This is a genomic window from Marivirga tractuosa, from assembly GCF_042140215.1.
Lineage (GTDB): Bacteria > Bacteroidota > Bacteroidia > Cytophagales > Cyclobacteriaceae > Marivirga > Marivirga tractuosa_A.
On sequence record NZ_CP159478.1, the window covers coordinates 4,414,909 to 4,433,611 of the forward strand.

21 protein-coding genes are annotated in these 18,703 nt (G+C 33.1%); 6 read left to right on the forward strand and 15 right to left on the reverse strand.

Features of this window, described 5'->3' with window-relative positions; genetic code table 11:
* Window positions 1-67 precede the first annotated feature (67 nt).
* From nadD to ABWH96_RS19680, 6 genes are all read right to left on the reverse strand, one after another.
* The gene (gene nadD, locus ABWH96_RS19655) at window positions 68-646 is read right to left on the reverse strand and encodes a nicotinate (nicotinamide) nucleotide adenylyltransferase (RefSeq protein WP_375579191.1); all 579 of its coding nucleotides are present in this window, start codon (window positions 644-646) and stop codon (window positions 68-70) included.
* A 3-nt stretch (window positions 647-649) separates the two neighbouring features.
* Window positions 650-991, reverse strand: a complete 342-nt coding sequence (locus ABWH96_RS19660) for a DUF86 domain-containing protein (RefSeq protein WP_375579192.1) — start codon at window positions 989-991, stop codon at window positions 650-652.
* Window positions 981-1,292, reverse strand: coding sequence for a nucleotidyltransferase family protein (locus tag ABWH96_RS19665; RefSeq protein WP_375579193.1), 312 nt, complete (start codon window positions 1,290-1,292; stop codon window positions 981-983). The genes ABWH96_RS19660 and ABWH96_RS19665 overlap by 11 nt, the downstream gene beginning before the upstream one ends.
* A gap of 61 nt (window positions 1,293-1,353) precedes the next feature.
* Window positions 1,354-1,932, reverse strand: a complete 579-nt coding sequence (gene gmk / locus ABWH96_RS19670; protein ID WP_375579194.1) for a guanylate kinase — start codon at window positions 1,930-1,932, stop codon at window positions 1,354-1,356.
* Entirely contained in the window at window positions 1,929-2,174 is a 246-nt protein-coding gene (locus tag ABWH96_RS19675; RefSeq protein WP_375579195.1) for a zf-HC2 domain-containing protein, read from the reverse strand. Before ABWH96_RS19675 ends, gmk begins: the two co-directional genes overlap by 4 nt.
* Before the next feature lie 87 nt (window positions 2,175-2,261).
* Entirely contained in the window at window positions 2,262-2,834 is a 573-nt protein-coding gene (locus ABWH96_RS19680; RefSeq protein ID WP_375579196.1) for a sigma-70 family RNA polymerase sigma factor, read from the reverse strand.
* A gap of 94 nt (window positions 2,835-2,928) precedes the next feature.
* Between ABWH96_RS19680 and ABWH96_RS19685 the strand changes: the two genes are divergently transcribed.
* Together ABWH96_RS19685 and ABWH96_RS19690 are read left to right on the forward strand one after the other, a co-directional pair.
* Complete coding sequence (locus ABWH96_RS19685; protein ID WP_375579197.1) at window positions 2,929-3,216, forward strand: hypothetical protein; 288 nt, start codon at window positions 2,929-2,931, stop codon at window positions 3,214-3,216.
* Between the two features lie 62 nt (window positions 3,217-3,278).
* Entirely contained in the window at window positions 3,279-4,031 is a 753-nt protein-coding gene (locus ABWH96_RS19690; protein WP_375579198.1) for a glycosyltransferase family 4 protein, read from the forward strand.
* A gap of 269 nt (window positions 4,032-4,300) precedes the next feature.
* Here the strand turns inward: ABWH96_RS19690 and ABWH96_RS19695 are convergent, their stop codons facing one another.
* Both ABWH96_RS19695 and ABWH96_RS19700 read right to left on the reverse strand, forming a co-directional pair.
* Window positions 4,301-5,116: an FkbM family methyltransferase gene (locus ABWH96_RS19695; RefSeq protein WP_375579199.1), complete on the reverse strand. Its 816-nt coding sequence runs from the start codon at window positions 5,114-5,116 to the stop codon at window positions 4,301-4,303.
* 116 nt (window positions 5,117-5,232) lie between these two features.
* The gene (locus ABWH96_RS19700; RefSeq protein ID WP_375579200.1) at window positions 5,233-6,321 is read right to left on the reverse strand and encodes a glycosyltransferase family 4 protein; all 1,089 of its coding nucleotides are present in this window, start codon (window positions 6,319-6,321) and stop codon (window positions 5,233-5,235) included.
* Between the two features lie 166 nt (window positions 6,322-6,487).
* On the opposite strand from ABWH96_RS19700, the gene ABWH96_RS19705 reads away from it, so the two are divergent.
* Both ABWH96_RS19705 and ABWH96_RS19710 read left to right on the forward strand, forming a co-directional pair.
* Window positions 6,488-7,261, forward strand: a complete 774-nt coding sequence (locus tag ABWH96_RS19705) for a glycosyltransferase family 2 protein (protein ID WP_375579201.1) — start codon at window positions 6,488-6,490, stop codon at window positions 7,259-7,261.
* Window positions 7,258-8,346 carry a glycosyltransferase gene (locus tag ABWH96_RS19710; RefSeq protein WP_375579202.1) on the forward strand — a complete coding sequence of 363 codons (1,089 nt, stop codon included), beginning with the start codon at window positions 7,258-7,260 and terminating at the stop codon, window positions 8,344-8,346. Before ABWH96_RS19705 ends, ABWH96_RS19710 begins: the two co-directional genes overlap by 4 nt.
* Window positions 8,347-8,398: 52 nt before the next feature.
* On the opposite strand, the gene ahcY is transcribed toward ABWH96_RS19710, so the two are convergent.
* Both ahcY and ABWH96_RS19720 read right to left on the reverse strand, forming a co-directional pair.
* Complete coding sequence (gene ahcY, locus ABWH96_RS19715) at window positions 8,399-9,700, reverse strand: adenosylhomocysteinase (protein WP_375579203.1); 1,302 nt, start codon at window positions 9,698-9,700, stop codon at window positions 8,399-8,401.
* Window positions 9,701-9,804: 104 nt separating this feature from the next.
* Window positions 9,805-10,569: a biotin--[acetyl-CoA-carboxylase] ligase gene (locus ABWH96_RS19720; protein ID WP_375579204.1), complete on the reverse strand. Its 765-nt coding sequence runs from the start codon at window positions 10,567-10,569 to the stop codon at window positions 9,805-9,807.
* Between the two features lie 59 nt (window positions 10,570-10,628).
* Between ABWH96_RS19720 and rsfS the strand changes: the two genes are divergently transcribed.
* Both rsfS and ftsH read left to right on the forward strand, forming a co-directional pair.
* Window positions 10,629-10,982: a ribosome silencing factor gene (gene rsfS / locus ABWH96_RS19725; RefSeq protein WP_375579205.1), complete on the forward strand. Its 354-nt coding sequence runs from the start codon at window positions 10,629-10,631 to the stop codon at window positions 10,980-10,982.
* 66 nt (window positions 10,983-11,048) lie between these two features.
* The gene (gene ftsH, locus ABWH96_RS19730; RefSeq protein WP_375579206.1) at window positions 11,049-13,154 is read left to right on the forward strand and encodes an ATP-dependent zinc metalloprotease FtsH; all 2,106 of its coding nucleotides are present in this window, start codon (window positions 11,049-11,051) and stop codon (window positions 13,152-13,154) included.
* A 45-nt stretch (window positions 13,155-13,199) separates the two neighbouring features.
* On the opposite strand, the gene ABWH96_RS19735 is transcribed toward ftsH, so the two are convergent.
* The 5 genes from ABWH96_RS19735 to ABWH96_RS19755 all read right to left on the reverse strand — a co-directional run bounded on the left by ABWH96_RS19735 (window position 13,200) and on the right by ABWH96_RS19755 (window position 18,536).
* The gene (locus ABWH96_RS19735; RefSeq protein WP_375579207.1) at window positions 13,200-14,498 is read right to left on the reverse strand and encodes a hypothetical protein; all 1,299 of its coding nucleotides are present in this window, start codon (window positions 14,496-14,498) and stop codon (window positions 13,200-13,202) included.
* Window positions 14,499-14,848: 350 nt separating this feature from the next.
* A complete protein-coding gene (locus ABWH96_RS19740; protein WP_375579208.1) occupies window positions 14,849-15,289 on the reverse strand; it encodes a hypothetical protein in 441 nt (146 codons plus the stop codon).
* 36 nt (window positions 15,290-15,325) lie between these two features.
* Window positions 15,326-15,829, reverse strand: coding sequence for a histidine phosphatase family protein (locus tag ABWH96_RS19745; RefSeq protein WP_375579209.1), 504 nt, complete (start codon window positions 15,827-15,829; stop codon window positions 15,326-15,328).
* Window positions 15,830-15,848: 19 nt separating this feature from the next.
* Window positions 15,849-17,684, reverse strand: a complete 1,836-nt coding sequence (locus ABWH96_RS19750) for an ATP-binding protein (RefSeq protein ID WP_375579210.1) — start codon at window positions 17,682-17,684, stop codon at window positions 15,849-15,851.
* Window positions 17,685-17,900: 216 nt separating this feature from the next.
* The gene (locus ABWH96_RS19755) at window positions 17,901-18,536 is read right to left on the reverse strand and encodes a carboxypeptidase-like regulatory domain-containing protein (RefSeq protein ID WP_375579211.1); all 636 of its coding nucleotides are present in this window, start codon (window positions 18,534-18,536) and stop codon (window positions 17,901-17,903) included.
* Window positions 18,537-18,703: the final 167 nt, after the last annotated feature.

Genomic DNA, 18,703 nt, shown 5'->3' on the forward strand with positions numbered 1-18,703 from the left:
AACTGGTTCGAATGGAGTTCAAGATATTAAAGTTAAGGTTGATAAATGAAGCTAATTAGAAAAATATTCAGATATAAAGCTTTTTTCCTTTTATCCTATCTAAAACCGCATCTGGCACCAAATATTTCACAGAGCGATTATTTTTTATTGATTTTCTGATAAATGTAGCAGATATGTCCATCAAAGGTGCTTCCACAAAGCGTACATTTTCATGCTCTTCCAATTCAGATTTTTTAGCATTTGGACGAGGATAAACCAACAAACCATAATCGCGCAAAATCACATCGCTGTTCTTCCATTTAGGAAAACTCTTCAAATTATCTTGCCCAATTATTAATTTAAAATGATGGTTTGGATGTTGATCAGTTAAATAAGCTAGTGTATCTGAAGTATAGCTTGGTTTGGGCATAGTGAATTCTATATCTGTTACTTTCATATGAAAATGATCGCCTATAGCTGCTTGAACCAAATCATATCGGTCAAATTCATGCGCTAGTGATTTCTGCTTTTTAAAAGGGCTTTGAGGAGAAACTACAAACCAAACTTCATCTACATCAGGCTCTTCCAACATGGTGTTGGCGATAATCAAATGCCCCACATGAATAGGATTAAAAGAACCAAAAAACAGACCTACGTTTTTATTCATGAGTTATTCAATTGTATCTAAGAGCTCTTCTACTTCCTTTTTCAATTTAGGCAAATGATTCACCACAATACCCCAAATAATTACGTCATCAACTTTATCATAGGAATGAATTACCCAATTTCTTGTATCTACAATTCTTCGAGCATTTTCTATTTTAATTTCAGGATAAAGTTTCAATATGTTATTAGTGGCTTCACCAATAATTTCAATTTCTCTTTCTATCCCTCTTTTTAATAATTTGTTACTTTGAAAATCATGAAAATTCAATTCCCCACCTAAATAATCATGGATTGACTCAATAGAAATCTTAATATCAAAAAGATATTTTTGCAGTTTATGCTGCATAAATTAATTCTTTGGATTCCTCTATTGATTGAATGAAGTATGGATTTGATAAGGAGCGAGAAGTAACTAGATCAATATCTCTATTAAAAATCTCTCTTAGTCGATATTGAAGTGCAAAATAATTCTCAGTATAATCTTCTACAGAAATCCCCTCCTGAAAGGTAATTAAAAAGTCTAGATCGCTATTTTTTGAAAAATTTTCTTTTTGAATAGCAGAACCAAATAAATACAGACTTTCCACCTGATATTTTTCACACAAAGATTTTAAAACTGGTATTTTATTTGAAATTTCAGCATTCATAATAACGAAAAATTAATCTGATTCTAAAAATACGGAATTTATTAAAAAAAGTACAGTCTATTTAAGCTTTCCCAATAAAACCAGCCACCATATCCTCTGCCTTTTTAAGGGAAGTTGGCAAGTCTTCATTCACCAAAGTAACATCAAATTCCTTTTCAAAAGTCATTTCAAACTTGGCTTTATAAAGTCTTTGTGATAAACTGGATGAGGATTCCGAATTACGATTTTTTAATCTTTCCTCCAAAACTTCAAGTGAAGGGACTTTTACGAAAACTGCTAATGCATACTTACCAAAGTATTTTTTGAGCTTTAAACCTCCTTTTACATCCACATCAAAAATCACAGCTTTACCCGAATCCCAGATTCTTTGAACTTCTTCTTTTAAGGTTCCATAAAAATTTCCTTCGTAAACTTCCTCCCATTCAACAAATTCATCCTTATCAATGCGCTTTTTAAATTCTTCTGGGGTAAGGAAATAATAATCCACACCATCAACTTCAGTTCTTCCTCTTTTATCGCGAGTACAGGCAGAAATTGAAAAGCCTAATTCAGGATGTTTATCTAATAAATGTTGGACTATAGTGGTTTTACCAGCTCCGGATGGAGCTGAGAAGATAATTGCTTTACCGTTTTTCTTCATTTTAAGGAGGCTGTTTCAGAAATCTTAGTTTGAATGGAATTGGCTAGTCCTGAAGGGGTATGATTGGGTTTTATATGATTCTTAAGACTCTCTTGTATGGATTTACTCAATAAATACTCCTCTCTACAATATTCGCATTTCTCCAAATGGCCCATTAACTTCTGATGCTGTTCTTGGGTAGCTTGTCCATCAATTACTAATTCTAATAATTCTGTACACGCTTGGTTTTGCTCAACTTCCATGGTTTGCTTATTCTTTAAAAAATTTTGGCTGTTGCCTTAATTATGCAAATATGCCTAATGTTTTCCTCACCTAAAAATCTCCTCCTATTATTTTCGCTTATCCTTATAGCCTAAGGAACTAGCATATTGCTTCAACTTTTCTTTCAATAAATTTCTTGCTCTATGTAACCTACTCCTTACAGTACCTATTGGAATATCTAGTATTTTAGCCATCTCCTCATAAGTAAAGCCTTCAAGATCACATAATATAATTACGGTTCTGAAATCAACATCCAGCGCATTGAGCGCATTGGTGATCTCATCTCCAATTAAATGCTGAACAGTTTCTACCCTAAGGTCGGTTGTAATATTTTCATTAACCGAATCAGAATTATAAAAAGATTCAACTTCCTGATAATCTACTTTATTAGGTTGCTTACTTTTTTTTCTGTAATTATTTATAAAGCTGTTCTTCAAGATTCGAAACAGCCAAGCTTTGGCATTGGTTCCCGTTTCAAAAGAATTGATGAATCTATAGGCTTTCATGAAGGTCTCTTGCACCAAATCCTTGGCATCATCTTCATCCAAAGTAAGCCTAAAGGCAAAATTATACATCGCATCAATATGCGGCATAAATTCCTCGTTGAATACTCTTTGTTTATCTTTGCTTTCGTATGACATGCGCTCTCCCACAGACTAGTTTAATTATTGTATATAACCGAAAAATGGAGAGAAGGTTATACCAAGTAATTCTTAAATTTATATAAATTAAATTATGAATATTCTTATTCTTTGTGCTCAAGGGGGTGTAGCAGGCTCTACTTACAGTATTTCTTATCTGGCTAAGGGTCTGGCTGAAAGAAATCATAATGTTTTTTTAGGGTTGAAAAAAGATACTTTTCTGGATAGTCTTGTAGAGGAATCTAAAGTTAAAAGAGTTTACATGCCATTTGAGGGTAAAACTGATAAAAGAACACGCTCTATAATCAAAGAATTAATTGAAAAAGAAAATATTCAAATCATTAATGCGCAGTCTTCCAAAGACCGCTATGTTGGCCTTTAGTGAATTTCCTAAATCGGAAAAAAGTCAAAATAGTACAAACCAGAAGGCAAAACCCGAAGAAAATGTTTGGGTTAAATAAATTCTTTCAAAATATTTTCAATAATTATTTCTGCGATAAGGTAGTAGTAGTGAGTGAAGCTTTAAAAGAAATTTTTATTCAAAGAGGCATAAAGGAAAGTAAACTTAAGGTAATCCATAATGGAACTCCTACCGAACAGTATCAAGCTAACTTAGAATTAATAAAGAAATTACAAACTGAATTGGGCTATACCGATGATGATATTATAATTGGATGTGTAGCTCGATACAAAAATCAACCACAATTTGTAAAAGCATTACAATTTCTTCCGAAAGAATGGAAAGTGCTTTATGTGGGTTTAGATGAAAAAAGCTATAGGAATAGATTTCCTGATGAACCAGACATACTTGATGTCCCACAGGAAGTAAAGTGTTTAGGAATAGTGAATGACAAAGCCACTGTAATTCAATACTACTCATTGATGACTGTAAATGTACTACCCTCCACTATGGACGGTTTTGGGCTTACTTTAGTAGAAAGCATGGCTATGGGTACTCCTGTAGTCGCTACAAATTATGCAGGCATTCCTGATGTGGTACAACATGAGGAAAATGGGTTGCTGTATGAAAATGAAAATTATGAAGACTTTGCTAAGCAAATCAAACGATTGGTAGAAGACCATAATTTGAGAAATAAGTTATTAGAAAATGGGAAAAAGACTTCCTTTGAAAAATTCTCAATAGAAAACACTATCAATAATTATGAGAAATTTTTTAAGGAGATTTTAGGGAGTTAAGAGTGGGAAGTTGGAAGTGGGTAGGTTGTCCATCCCTAAATAGCATTGACCATTTTGATTAAAAATAGAAATTATAAATAATTCTTCAATGGGAGAAGGAAAAACAGATTCAATGCAAGCTTGAAAAAACTTTGGTTAATTTCTTATGTATCTTTGTGAAATTCTTAGACATACATTGTGGTTAAAAGAAAACAGCCACAGGCTGTCCTTTTTTATCTTTTTGTGGTGAAATACAATGGTTCAGATTAACAAAAAATATTAGAAGTTAGCTAGCTAAATGTCTTCATCATTTCCATTCCGAAAGCAAAATCATTTCGAACTGCAATACTATCGCCTTTAACCCTTTTTACGACAAACCCATTATCAGTGAAGTACTGCTCAGCTTCAGCATATTCTTGAACTCCTAAATGTCGGCTTTCAAATACAATTACCTTAGGCTTATTTTGGCTTAAATCATATAACTTAATTACTTCAAAATCGAATCCTTCCACATCAATCTGCAGCACATCTACTTTCTCTATCTGATATTTTGATCTAAGAAACTCAAAGGTCTTCGATTCGACTTTAACTTGATCAATGTAATTCTCTTTCTGCTTTGGAACCTTAATTCCTTTTCTTTTTGCTATAGCGTCCACTTCTCCTCTGTCCACTTTATCTTGTAGAGTCTTTTTATGAAAAGTAGTCAGTCCAGTAGCCCATCTTTCTCTGGTAAAACTGATTTTATACATATCCATCAAACTGATCTTATCACTAACAGCAATATTTTCCATGAAAACCCCCTTATCTCTCTGATAAAGCGGAAAAAGCTGATAGCGAAACACATCTGGTTGTGGTTCAATTAATAGTCCTTTCCATTTATCTCGTTTTACAAATTTATGAATTGGGTCATGATTAATGCCATCATTGGCTCCAACTTGTATTACAAATACTTGGTCAAGTTTTTTTGATATATGATTGTAGAAGTAGCCTAAACTCCCCTTTTTAGGCTTAAAAAAATATTTGTAGAATATTTTGAATATTATGGAATTACGTGCTGAAAGTCTGAATACAAATTTTTTATAAGCTTGAGTGAAGTATTTTTTCATCCAATTGGGTTGTTTTTTTAAAATAATAAACCACAATAGTACAAAGAATCAAATTTCAGAAAGAAAAATTAGATAATAATTAATTCTAAGCTAATGTAAGGTTAGATTAGCTTTAATTAATCTAAGATTAACTCATTATAAAATTCCTCATACTCTTCCACTGTTTTACTCGTATGAAATACATTTTGAATTCTATTTTGTGCTGCTTCTCCGTATTTCTCTATTAATTTAGGATTGTAAATATATTGCTTCATACCCTCTGCAAGCCCCTCAGCATCTGCTTTTGGCACCACAATTCCTGATTCTCCTGATACCACTAATTTCTTATTTCCAGGAATATCTGTGATTAAAGGAGCCTTCCCTAGTGCCATGGCCTCAATTGCTGCCTTTGTGATGGACTCCCCATAAAGTGAAGCCAGTACAAATACATCACAATTATTCTCTACCTCCAAAATATCGTTTCGGTAACCCAAAATATGGATTTTATCTTTCACAGGGCTCTCTTCAATTAGCTTTAAGAATTCAGGCCTATCCATATTATTACCAGCCAAAAATAATTCAAAAGGAGCATCTTTATCCAAATAATGAGTAGCTTTCAATAAGTATTTTAAACCTTTCATTTTTCGGTCATTGGCAGTACAGATAAATTTGACATTATCTTTACTTTGAATGTATTCTGATAAATCAGCTTTTTCATCAACCTGATACCAGGAAATGTCATGACCTTTATTAATGGTTTTAAAAATAATCCTGTTGCCAAAATAATTCTTAACAAAAAGCTCTTCAATTGCTTTTACATTGCAAATAACAGCATCAACAGTTTTGTTGAAATATTTTAGGTAAATAAAAGGATCATACCATGCAATATTTCCAGTATAACCCCTGTATAAACTCACCTTTACGGGTAATCCTTTAGCAGCAGGAATTCCATTCAAATAAGCCAAACTATTGTACATCTGAAGAATGTCATATTCGCCTTTAATTAATTCTTCTCTAATAAAAGCTATGCTTTCTTTATCTCTTTTTTTGGTAGGATGAAAGGGTATAACTTTTATCCCATGTTCTTCAAAACGAGGAATATAATCAGCTCCTTCATAAGTCATTACCGTAATTTCATGGCCTTTTTTAGCTAAACCGATGAAAATCTCAGCTTCTGGCCTTACTGTCACAATTGATTTATAATTACTAATGACTAATATCTTCATAAAACTATTTTAATTTCGCTGATATAAGAAGTGAGTCTATGCTAAACTAACTTTTTCGCAAAAATGTAGATGTTTCTGCGGTTCGACTTACATTTATAAGTCAAATTTAGGAATTACACCTGCAAAACACATATTTTTGACTATAACTATTAGAATAATCTGGTAAATGAAGCTTTCAGTCACTATCATAACTTTCAATGAGGAGAAAAATATTCAGGCTTGTATTGAGTCAGTAAAGGATGTTGCGGATGAAATTATTGTGATAGATAGCTTTTCAAAAGATAAAACTGCTGAAATTTGTAAATCGTATTCAAAAGTAAAATTCATTGAAAATTCATTCGCTGGCCATGTTGAACAAAAGAATTTTGCAATCAATCAAAGTAATTTTGAATTTATACTTTCCTTGGATGCCGATGAAAGGTTAAGTGAAAAACTAAAAGAAGAAATTCATCAATGGAAAAATGAAGATACATCAGAAAAAGATGCTTATAACATGCCGAGATTAAACAACTATTGTGGCAAATGGATTAGGCATAGCGGTTGGTATCCCGATAGGAAGATCAGGCTTTGGAATAAAAATAAAGGCGAATGGGGAGGCAATAATCCGCATGACAAGGTGATTATGAATAGTGATAGCACGATCGGCAAATTGAAAGGTGATATATTGCACTACACAACTGAAAACTTAAAGACTCATCTTGAACAGGTTAATAAATTTTCTGAAATAGCCGCACAACAACTTTTAAATAAGAATAAAGGTAAATCAGAATATTTGAAGATATATTTCAATCCTCCTTTCACTTTTTTTAAGAGATATATTTTGCAATTAGGCTTTTTGGACGGTTTTTATGGATTTACCATTGCTATTATTTCAGCTCATGCTAAATTCCTGAAATACGCTAAATTCAAACAAATGCGAGATCAACAATCAACCAAATGAAAGTAATCCATTTCAGCACAGAAAAAAATTGGAGAGGTGGCGAACAACAAATCGCTTACTTAATTGACGAACTTAATTCCCATGGAATTGAGAATCATTTGATTTGCAAGAAAAATTCAGAGATGGAAAAGTATGCCATAAATCAAAATATCTCCTTTTCAGCACTTTCAATAAGAAATTCTATTGATTTAAAAGCGATTTTAAATGTAAGCAAGATTTTCAATCAACAAAAAGCTGACTTTGTCCATTTACACACTTCCAAAGCTCACACCATTGGCTTAGCTGCAAGCTTCTGGGCACCAGATCAAAGTTTTATCCTACATAGAAGAGTCTCCTTTCCTATTAGAAACTCATGGATCAATAGAAAAAAATATAATAGTAAAAGCATCAAAAAGATTGTATGTATTTCTAATGATGTAGCCAGTATGGTTGGTAAAATGGTCAATAATACTCAAAAAATAGAAATTATTTATAGTGGGGTAGACTTGGAAAAATTCAATCTTTCTTCTCATAATTTTAATATTAGAGAAGAATTAAAAATCTCTGAAGACAAAAATATTGTGATAGGTGTAGGTGCTCTGAGTCCTGAAAAAGATTTCACGACCTTCCTTAAAACAGCTAAAATTACTTTAGAAGAAGCTCAGAATGTACATTTTCTGATCGTAGGCAAAGGTAAGGAAGCCCCTCAATTGAAAGAACTCTATCAAGAATTGGGAATAAAGAAGAACATAAGTTTTTTAGGATTCAGAACTGATATTCCTTCTATCTTACTTCAATCTGATATTTTCATGCTATGTTCTCAATCTGAAGGCTTAGGAACTAGCTTTATTGATGCTTCAGCAGCAGAATGTGCATTAGTAGGAACAAATACTGGAGGAATACCCGAAATTATTGAGGATGGAAAAACAGGATTTCTGGCAACAGTTGGGAATGAGCAGGAACTTTCAGAAAAGCTCATAACGATTTTACAAAACCAAGAGCTCAGACATACTTTTGCAGCAGCCGCCAAAGAGAAAGCAAAAGCATTCAGTAAGGTGGAAATGGGGAAATATTATATCAATCTCTATGAGAAATTAAGAGAATAAAAAAAGCCCGAAAACAATAATGTTCTCGGGCTTTGGAAAAAATAATTCAATATTAATATCTGTAATACTCTGGCTTATATGGTCCTTCAACCGTAACGCCAATGTATTCAGCTTGATCTTCAGATAAAGTATCTAGTTCAACACCGATTTTCAATAAGTGTAAAGCTGCAACTTTTTCATCCAAATGCTTAGGCAAAGTATAAACCGCATTTTCATATTTATCTTTATGCTTCCATAATTCAATTTGAGCCAATGTTTGGTTCGTAAATGAATTAGACATCACAAATGATGGGTGACCAGTTGCACAACCTAAGTTTACTAATCTACCTTCAGCCAATAAAATAATTTGCTTACTTGATTTCATAGTGATTAAATCAACCTGAGGTTTGATATTATCCCACTCAGCATTGTCGTGTAACCAAGCTACATCAATTTCATTATCGAAATGACCGATATTACAAAGGATAGCTTTATCTTTCATCAAGTCAAACATATCTCCTTTGATGATGTCTTTATTACCCGTTGCAGTTACAATAATATCCGCTTCTGGTAAAGCATTCTTCATTTTCTTTACTTCAAAACCGTCCATTGCAGCCTGAAGCGCACAAATTGGATCAATCTCCGTAACGATAACTCTAACACCAGCACCTCTTAATGAAGCTGCAGAACCTTTTCCTACATCACCATAACCACCGACAACGGCAACTTTACCAGCCATCATCACATCAGTAGCTCTTCTGATAGCATCTACCAATGATTCTTTACATCCATATTTGTTATCAAATTTAGATTTTGTAACTGAATCGTTTACATTGATGGCAGGCATTGGTAGCGTTCCTTTCTTCATTCTTTCGTATAATCTGTGAACACCAGTAGTAGTTTCCTCAGAAAGCCCGTTGATGCCTTCAGCAAGTTCAGGATAGTTATCCAACACCATATTGGTTAAATCACCACCGTCATCCAAAATCATGTTCAATGGCCTTTTATCCTCACCAAAGAAAAGCGTTTGTTCAATACACCAGTTGAATTCTTCTTCTGTCATTCCTTTCCAGGCATAAACAGGAATTCCAGCAGCAGCAATAGCAGCAGCAGCCTGATCTTGAGTAGAAAAGATATTACATGAACTCCAAGTAACCTCAGCACCTAAAGCCACTAAAGTTTCAATTAAAACTGCCGTTTGGATAGTCATATGCAAACAACCCGCAATCCTAGCTCCTTTTAAAGGTTGGTCTTTACCATATTCTTCTCTTAAAGCCATTAGGCCTGGCATTTCTGCCTCAGCTAGCGTAATTTCTTTTCTTCCCCAGGCGGCAAGGGAAATGTCTTTTACTTTGTAATTTTCTGTATCTGTCATTTTAACTTATTTTCTTCTTTATAAATGCATTTAGCAACACAAAATTACCACATAAGTTTTAATAATTAAAGAGAGTATGTGTTTATTGGAGGAAAAGTCAATTATTATGACAGAAGTCGGACTTCTTTGAATTGATATTTCTTAAGAATTCCGCTTTCATCTTCAATTTCCAGTACCCCATCAGGATAAACCTTACGGATTATCCCGTTAAATTTTCCAATGGAATCTTCATAATAAGCCACCTTATCTTTAAGGTACAATTTTGATTCATAGGTTTCATGGATGAATCGAAAGTCCCCACTTCTTAAGATTAAATAATAGTGCTCCAGTCTTTGGACGATTTCGAGCAGAACTTTATCCAAATCGAATTCTTTTTCAAATTGTTTTGCAAAAGAAGTTGCTGTGGGAAGTAAACCATCGGTTTGATTTACATTCAATCCAATCCCAATAATACTTTCAGAAATTCCGTTTTGATTGATAGAGTTTTCAATTAAAATCCCCGCTACCTTTCTCTTATTTAAAATAAGATCATTAGGCCATTTCACAAAAACTTTAGACTCAGCATTGTAGCTTTTCACCACATCAAGAAGTGCTAAGGAGGTCATCCTATTCAGTTCAAATTGTTGAGAAGCTTTAAGAAACTGAGGCTTAAAAAAAACAGAAAAAGTTAAATTATCTCCAGCAGGAGAATTCCATTGATTACCTCTTTGCCCCTTCCCCTTAGTTTGGTGTTTTGTGATGATAATTGCACCTTCGTAGAGCTGTTTTTTGGCAGACATTTGTGCCATCAAATCATTGGTGGAATGACAGCTTGGCAGGGAAACGACTTGTTTCCCTATAAATAAGGTATTGGCAAAGATTTTATGCAATATTATTTCGTAGATTTACAGCAAAGAAACATCTTAGATTTGAAACCAAAAAATATTTAATGAATTCAGAGGCTTTAAGTAAAATAGTAGTGCAGGGAATGCAGGAGAGAAAAGCTCAAGACATCACCATTTTAGATTTATCAGAAGTAAAAAATGCAGTGGCTGACTTTTTTGTAATATGTTCAGCAACTTCCGATACACAGGCAGATTCCATATCTGAATCCATTGAAAAATTTGCCTATAAAGAAGCAAATGAAAAGCCGTGGATGACCGAAGGTAAAAATAATAAAGAATGGATACTTTTAGATTTTGCAAATGTTGTTGCCCACATCTTCAAAAATGACAAAAGAGGACATTATAATCTCGAAAGTTTATGGGGCGATGCCAAAATCATTGAGGTAGAAAGTGTTTAAAAATTTATCATAAACATAATGCTGAATGCTAACGTTATGCTAGCAGCATTGTAATAGTTAAAAGTAATGGCAGAAAAACCAAAAGATAACAAAAGAAAAAAAATCATACCAAAGCCGCCACAAAAGCCTAATTATCAAATATGGGTAATTATAGTTTTAATATCAGTGGTGTTTGGAATTTCATTATTCAGTGGCAGTAGTAATGCCATAAAAATATCAGAAAAAAGATTCGAAAGAATGTACCTGAGCAATGATGTTAAAAAAGTATTATTGCTCAAAAATCAAGGTTTAGTTGAAGTGTATTTGAAAGAAGATGCGCTTCAAAATTCAAAGTACATTCAAGAATTAGAAAACAGTAATCCTTGGAATTACCAACAGGGTCCTCATTATTCATTTGAGATTCCTAGTCTAGATATTTTTGACAAGAACTACTCAGCACTTGAGAGTCAGGTTCCTGAAGAAGATAGAATTGGATATGAAGTAGAAGAGCGTACACAATGGTCTGAAATGTTTTGGAGTTATGGCTTCTTAATTTTCCTACTATTTGGTGTTTGGTTCTTGATGAGAAGAATGTCAGGCCAAGGTGGCCCTGGCGGTCAAATCTTCAATATTGGAAAATCAAAAGCCGCTCTTTTTGATGCTGAGAATAAAGTTAAAATAACATTTAAAGATGTTGCAGGGCTTGATGAAGCTAAAGAAGAAGTAGCAGAGATTGTTGAGTTCTTGAAGAACCCAGGCAAGTTTACCACATTAGGTGGTAAAATTCCTAAAGGTGCACTATTAGTTGGCCCTCCAGGAACTGGTAAAACATTATTAGCAAAAGCAGTTGCTGGTGAAGCAGAAGTACCTTTCTTTTCACTGTCAGGTTCTGATTTTGTTGAAATGTTCGTGGGTGTTGGTGCAGCCAGGGTAAGAGATTTATTTAAGCAAGCGAAAGAAAAGGCACCTTGTATTGTATTTATTGATGAGATTGATGCAATCGGTCGTTCAAGAGGTGGTGGAAAAATGCCAGGTTCAAACGATGAAAGAGAAAACACATTAAATTCACTCTTAGTGGAAATGGATGGATTCTCAACAGATTCAGGTGTTATCATTTTAGCGGCTACCAACAGACCTGATGTATTGGATTCAGCCTTAATGAGACCAGGTAGGTTCGATAGGCAAGTAAGTATTGACAAACCAGACATCATTGGTAGAGAAGCAATCTTTAAAGTTCACTTAGGCCCTCTTAAAGTGAGCAAAGAATTAGATGCTAAAAAATTAGCCGCTCAGACTCCTGGGTTTGCGGGTGCTGAAATTGCAAATGTTTGTAATGAAGCAGCATTGATAGCAGCAAGAAGAAATAAGAAGGCAGTTGATATGAATGATTTTCAGGATGCTATCGATAGAGTTATCGGTGGTCTTGAGAAGAAAAATAAAATCATATCTCCTGATGAAAAGAAAATTGTGGCTTATCATGAGGCAGGACACGCAGTTGCTGGGTGGTTCTTAGAGCATGCTGACCCATTGGTGAAAGTAAGTATTGTTCCGAGAGGGATTGCCGCTTTAGGTTATGCACAGTATTTGCCAAAAGAGCAATTCTTACATCAAACAGAACAACTTTTTGATGAAATGTGTATGGCGCTTGGTGGTCGTGCAGCTGAAGAAATCGTATTTGGTAAAATCTCTACAGGTGCATTAAGCGATTTGGAAAGAATTACCAAAATGGCCTATAGCATGGTGAGCGTTTATGGTATGAACGAAAAAATCGGAAACGTTTCTTTCTATGATTCTAAAGATGGAGGCGATTATAAATTTACCAAGCCTTATTCAGAGGATACTGCAAAAGTAATTGATGAAGAGGTAGGGAAATTGATTGCTAAAGCTTATGTAACCACGAAGAAACTCTTAACAGACAAAAGAGAGCAATTAGAAATTTTAGCTCAGCAATTATTGGAAAAAGAAATTATTTTCCAATCTGATTTAGAAAAACTAATCGGTAAGAGGCCATTTGAGCAGCAAACTACTTATGAAGCTTATACCAATGGGAAAAAGCAGGATAAATTAGACAAAGAAAAGAAAGAAGAAGAGAAGAAGAAAAAGGAAGAAGAGTCAAAAGCTAAAGAAGAAACCGCAGCAGCTGACACTTCAAATTCAGACTCTTCTGAAAAGGAAGAAAAAAATGAAGATTAATAAAATAATTGGATTTAAGTTTAATAGCCTTGCAAATATGTAAGGCTATTTTTTTGTCTTGAAATGTTTTAATTTATGTTCAAGTCGGTTGCTTACACTAATTGAAACTGATTCCGTTTCTATCACTGTTCCTTCATGGTCAGTCAAAATATAGAATGGGAAATCTCTAATCTTTTGATTCTTTCTATAGTTACTTTTTCTAAATGCATTTGATTGCTCAGGCAACAAATGAAATCCTCCCACTTTATTTTGATAAATGAAGGACTTCACCTTTTCAGGAGATTCGTAAGCATCTATACAGATATTTATGAAGTTATAATCTCCTTCAAATTTATGCTTTATTTTATTTAAAAGGTTGAATTCAGAGATCATCTCCTTGTCCCAGAAAGACCAAAAAACCAGTACGTTTTTACTAAAAGACGAATCGCGGGCAAAATAACTTTCTAAAGCCCCATCTATATCTATTCCAAAAAGAAAGTCTATATTTTGAATAGTTTTCAAATCGTTAACTGCTTGCATTTGAATACTCGCCTCAGCTATTTCTTTCTCCCTGAAACTTAAACCCTCCATTAAAACTTGGAGATTTTCCTTTAATTCACTTAGCGCTAAACCAGGTCTAAAAAAATGATGCAGCACCAATATTTCAGATTGCGGATAATTAAAATCTGCCTCAATTTTAGATTTAGTTTCCTTTATCGATAGACTTTTCAACGAATTGGCATTAAAATACTGATAATATAGCTTATAAATGAATTTCCAATATTGAGTATAAGCTGGAACATAATGAATCCAATTTTCATCTATTTCTTTATCGTATTGCTCCATTGCAAAATTAAATAATTGCTTAGCAGAACGGCTATCCCAAACCAATGTATTATAACTATTATCAGCTCGATATTTGACATCGTTCTGAGCTAATTTATGCAAGCTGTCTAATGCATCAGCATAAAATAAATCAATTTCATGTAATTTCTTGAATTTTGAATTCTTAGTGCTCAATGTCCCTGCCAACCAATCTTTTTTAGAAATCAATACTATATTGGAGGTATTAATATTAGCATTAGACAAATCAATCTCAATACCTGAGGATAAATCTTCAATCCATAAATAATATTCTTTAGAATTAAAATCCAGTAAATAGAAATTAATATCGTTTTCGCTTAGTTCAAATACTGTTTTACGCGGGTATTCGAAAGTCGGAGTAAAAAATAAAACATTGGGATATGCGGAGTCCTTCAACTCGACTTTACTATTTTCATCATGTACAAACTCAATAGTGCCTGCAAGGCCGTTATAAGTAAAAAGAAATGAAATTAGCAAACCAAAAAAGAATCTAAAAACCATGATATTTATATTATTTATAACCTGAGTTCGACATTAATTTGGAAATTCAGATTTTCATAAAATTCAATAGACAAGGCGTCTTTTTGAAGATATAGCGAGCTATATCGAAGAAAGACAACGCTGTATATTGGATTTTATGGGAAAGTTTTTCTGATTCCGCTTGTAAACAGCGATTTTCTTCCTAAAAATTTCTTACAATAGCCCGCTATTGCTTCAAAATTTTTAGTTGAAACTCACTATTTACAAACAGTCTGAATCCTAAATTAATAATCGAACTCAGGTTTATAGCAAAAATATAAATATTAGCCAGTATTATTCAATTATGTTACACTTTCCACCATTAAGTTACCTTAAGATTTAAAAATCCTTCTATAAATCGGCTTTCGATAAGCAAACTGAAGCCATAGAACAGGGTATAATAGAAAATCCATTAATATAAATGGAGATTTGAATCTAATATCATCAATTATAAAAGATTGATTTTCCTCAGTTTTTTCCACTATATGATGATGCTTCCAAAGCTTTAAAAAGAAAGGCAATTTCGTTCCTTCATCCACAAATTCGAAAACTGATTGGGAAGTATTATCAAAAGTGATTTCGCTTATCCAATCTTGTTTAAAAAAAATGAAATTCAATTCCAGATGTACTTTATCGCCTTTATTGCATCCTCCAAATTCTTTCAATTTAACTGGAGGAAATGGAGGATTTAATGATAAAAACAATTCTTCATTAAACCCGTCTTTAACTGATAAAAAATCTTGGCCTACTTTAGTTTTAAGTTTTAAATGCATGCAGTGAAAAGCAAATCGATATGTAAATGTTTAGAATTACTCTTTAAACTTTGTGCCATATGTATGGGTAATCACTTCTTTAGATCCCATTCTTAATTCAAAAATCTTGTCATATTCATTTTCATTGATTTCCTCTTGAGGTTGATCAAGACCTAAAGCTTCAATTTGCTCTAAAATAGTATTACTATGTCCCACCACTAAAATAGTATCCGCTTTCATTTCTTTTAATTGCTTTGCAAATTCCTCATATTCTTTTGCATCATAATTGGAAATTTCAAGATTCTTTTGCTCTGCAACAGGTTTAGCGGTTTCTTTCATTCTGACGTAGTCAGTTGAAAAAATTGAATCTATTTCAATATCCTTGAACCAGCTAGCCAAGTCCACCGATCGAATTACACCATCGGTCGTTAGCGGTGGGTCATTTTTAGGGGTCACGTCTTTCTCCGCATGACGAACCATATAAATAACTTTCTTTTCATTTTCATTTGAGCAGGATACAGCCACAAAAGCCATCAAAATAATCGCAACTAATAATCTCATTTATTTTATGTTTAAATATTTAAATTTTAGGAAAGGCCACTACAAACTTAGCTCCTTTTCCTATATCACTTTCACACCAAACACTTCCGTTCATCTCCTCTACATATTTCTTAACTATGGATAAGCCTAAACCAGTTGAAGTTTCATCGCCAGTTGGCTTAGCTGATAAAGTCATATACTTCGTAAATAATTTCATTTTATCCTTTTCGGAAATCCCTGGGCCTTCATCCTTCACAAATACATGATGATATTCATGATGAGTTTCGGTACCAATAAAAATATTACTCCCCAGCGGAGAAAACTTTAAAGCATTACTTAAAAGGTTTTCGAATACTTGTTTTAAGAAAAAAGGATCTGCCAGAACCATTTTTCCATTTAAAATTTTAGATGTATCAATAGAAATATTCTTAGACAGCGCTTTCTCTTTGAATTCAGCCACCGTTTCTCTCAAAATATCAGCCATGTCAATAGTGCTAAATTTGTAATTGAGGCTTTTCTTTTGAATTGATTCTAAATCTAATATTCGTTCAACTAGTTCTTTTAAATGAAAGTTAGAGTTCTCAAGTTTCTCAAAAATATCAATTTCTTCCTTATCCCATTTTTCACTTTTAAAACCAAGAATAGTAATCAAACCACTCATTTGATTAATAGGACTTTTTAAATCGTGGGCAACAATTCCTATAAGATCATCTTTCTGTTTATTTATTTCTGTTAACTCTTTATTCTTCTTTTGTAGTAACTGCCTTTGATGTGATAATTCATCCTTGCTCCTATTCAACTCGGCCAATAGTTCCTGCAATTGATCACTTTTTTCGGTTAAAAGCATATTATCTCTTTCACGAATCTTATTTGACCTTATGAGAAGAATAACAATTACCACAACAAAAATTAAAATAATGCTTACTGAAATTATAATCGTCCATTGCAGCTCTTTTTGACGCTCGGAAGCTATCAGACTTTGGCTTTGGATTTCCTTTTCTTTATTTAAAAAAGCAATTTCATCTGCCCTGTCGGCAACATTATCACCTGCTAACCCCCAAATCAATTCAGAATAGTCATTCCCAAGATATCTTCTTATGATTTTATCTGCTTCTGCACGATATAAATAACTTTCAAAATAATTTTTTACGGGTATTTCCCAATCACTTTCTAATTGGTAAATAAATCTATATCCATCTCTTTTTACTTGAAATTTACTATGTCTCTTTACTGGATTTCCTTTACCAATTTCTATTACATAAAAAGGTAAGCCCACAAAACCTACCATTTCTCTATTTCTACTCACTAAACGAATAATATCTTCATCATTTGGAACATCTACATAATTGAGATTCAAATCATAGGCATTGCTTAACTCATCTAAATCATTTTTATAGGTGGTACCAGACATCGTTGCAGCTTCAAAACCATCAATATGGGTTTTTAAGGATGCTGCATTATCTAGGTAAGGAACGGAAAGATGTGTGATAAAAACACTTACATCGGGCATGTAGGAATAAGAGAAATCAACAAGTTTTGAACGTTCTTTCGTTTTAGATATAACGGAAACTCCAAAAGCAGGTGTTTTAGATTTATCAACATATTCAAATACCGCATCAAATGTTGGAACTTGTTCCCACTCAACAAACAATTTTACGGAATATTTTTTTTCCACAAAGCGAAGAAAGGAATCCATCATTTCCTTTTCGATTCCTAATAAATTACCAATTTCATCTTGATATATAAACGGTTCGATTGGGTAATAATACACTTTTACTTTACCTGAACCCTTCTCTAACACCTCCTGAAAAGATTGTGCATATAGAGAGCCAGCTCCAATGGAGCAAAAAAGTGATATGATGATGAATTTTTTCAAGCTATAAAAGCATTTCAATTCTTAAAATAAGCAGAAACCTACCATTTAAAAAAATTATTAACCTATTATGGATGATATTTCCAATAAGTGCTTTAGCAAGAAACGAAATATTAGTTGTAATTACTTGATGGATTAGGTTAAAAAGGTACAGGAAAGAATGTTTGTATTGTTCTTCAGTATACTTAATTAGAAAATATTGCAATTAGGGATTAGATATTAATCGTTATTAGAAAAATCTCCTCTTTTAATAGCTCTAAATATCTCTACCCATGACATAGGATTTAACAAAGGATTTATCCGTACTGAATTTTTGGTTTGATCATAGAAGGCTTGTTGCTGAACAAACCACCTGTGATTCATAGACCCATCAGCTGGTAGTGTCCTATACATTTCTTGTAATGTAGCAGGGTCTAAATTCCTGTTTATATTATCATATTCATCAGGCAACCTGACCGCTAAAACGGCCTTTTTAAAGGCTTCTGCAGTGGGAGGCATATTATAAACTTGTACCTCATTTAGCATTTCTTTATCGGGTTCTAGTTTAAAAATAACTTTTAAGGTTGAGGATTTAATTTTAGGTACGATATAAGTCGCTTTTTTAAATCCAACTGCACTAATGACTAAACTATCACCTTCTAATGCGGGCATGGAGAAAAACCCATATTGATTAGTTGAAGTTCCCCTACCATAAATAGGAGTATAAATATGTACTCCAGGTACACTAACACTATCCTCATCTAAAATGACTCCAGTGAATTGTATAACTTTATCTTCTTCAGCATCTTCTTGTGAAAAACCCAAAAAAGGAATAATCAATAAAAATGAGAGAAGTATGGTGTTTTTGATTTTCATTAAGACAAATATAATATATAAAAGCGAATTCAAGAAAAATTTAATTAAGCACTGCTAATCAATCTATTAATAAACATTACAAGATAAATAAACCTTCATTATAACGTATGAGTTAAACTTTAGTTCTATGTTAACTAAAAGTTCATAACTTTAACAAAGGGATTCTT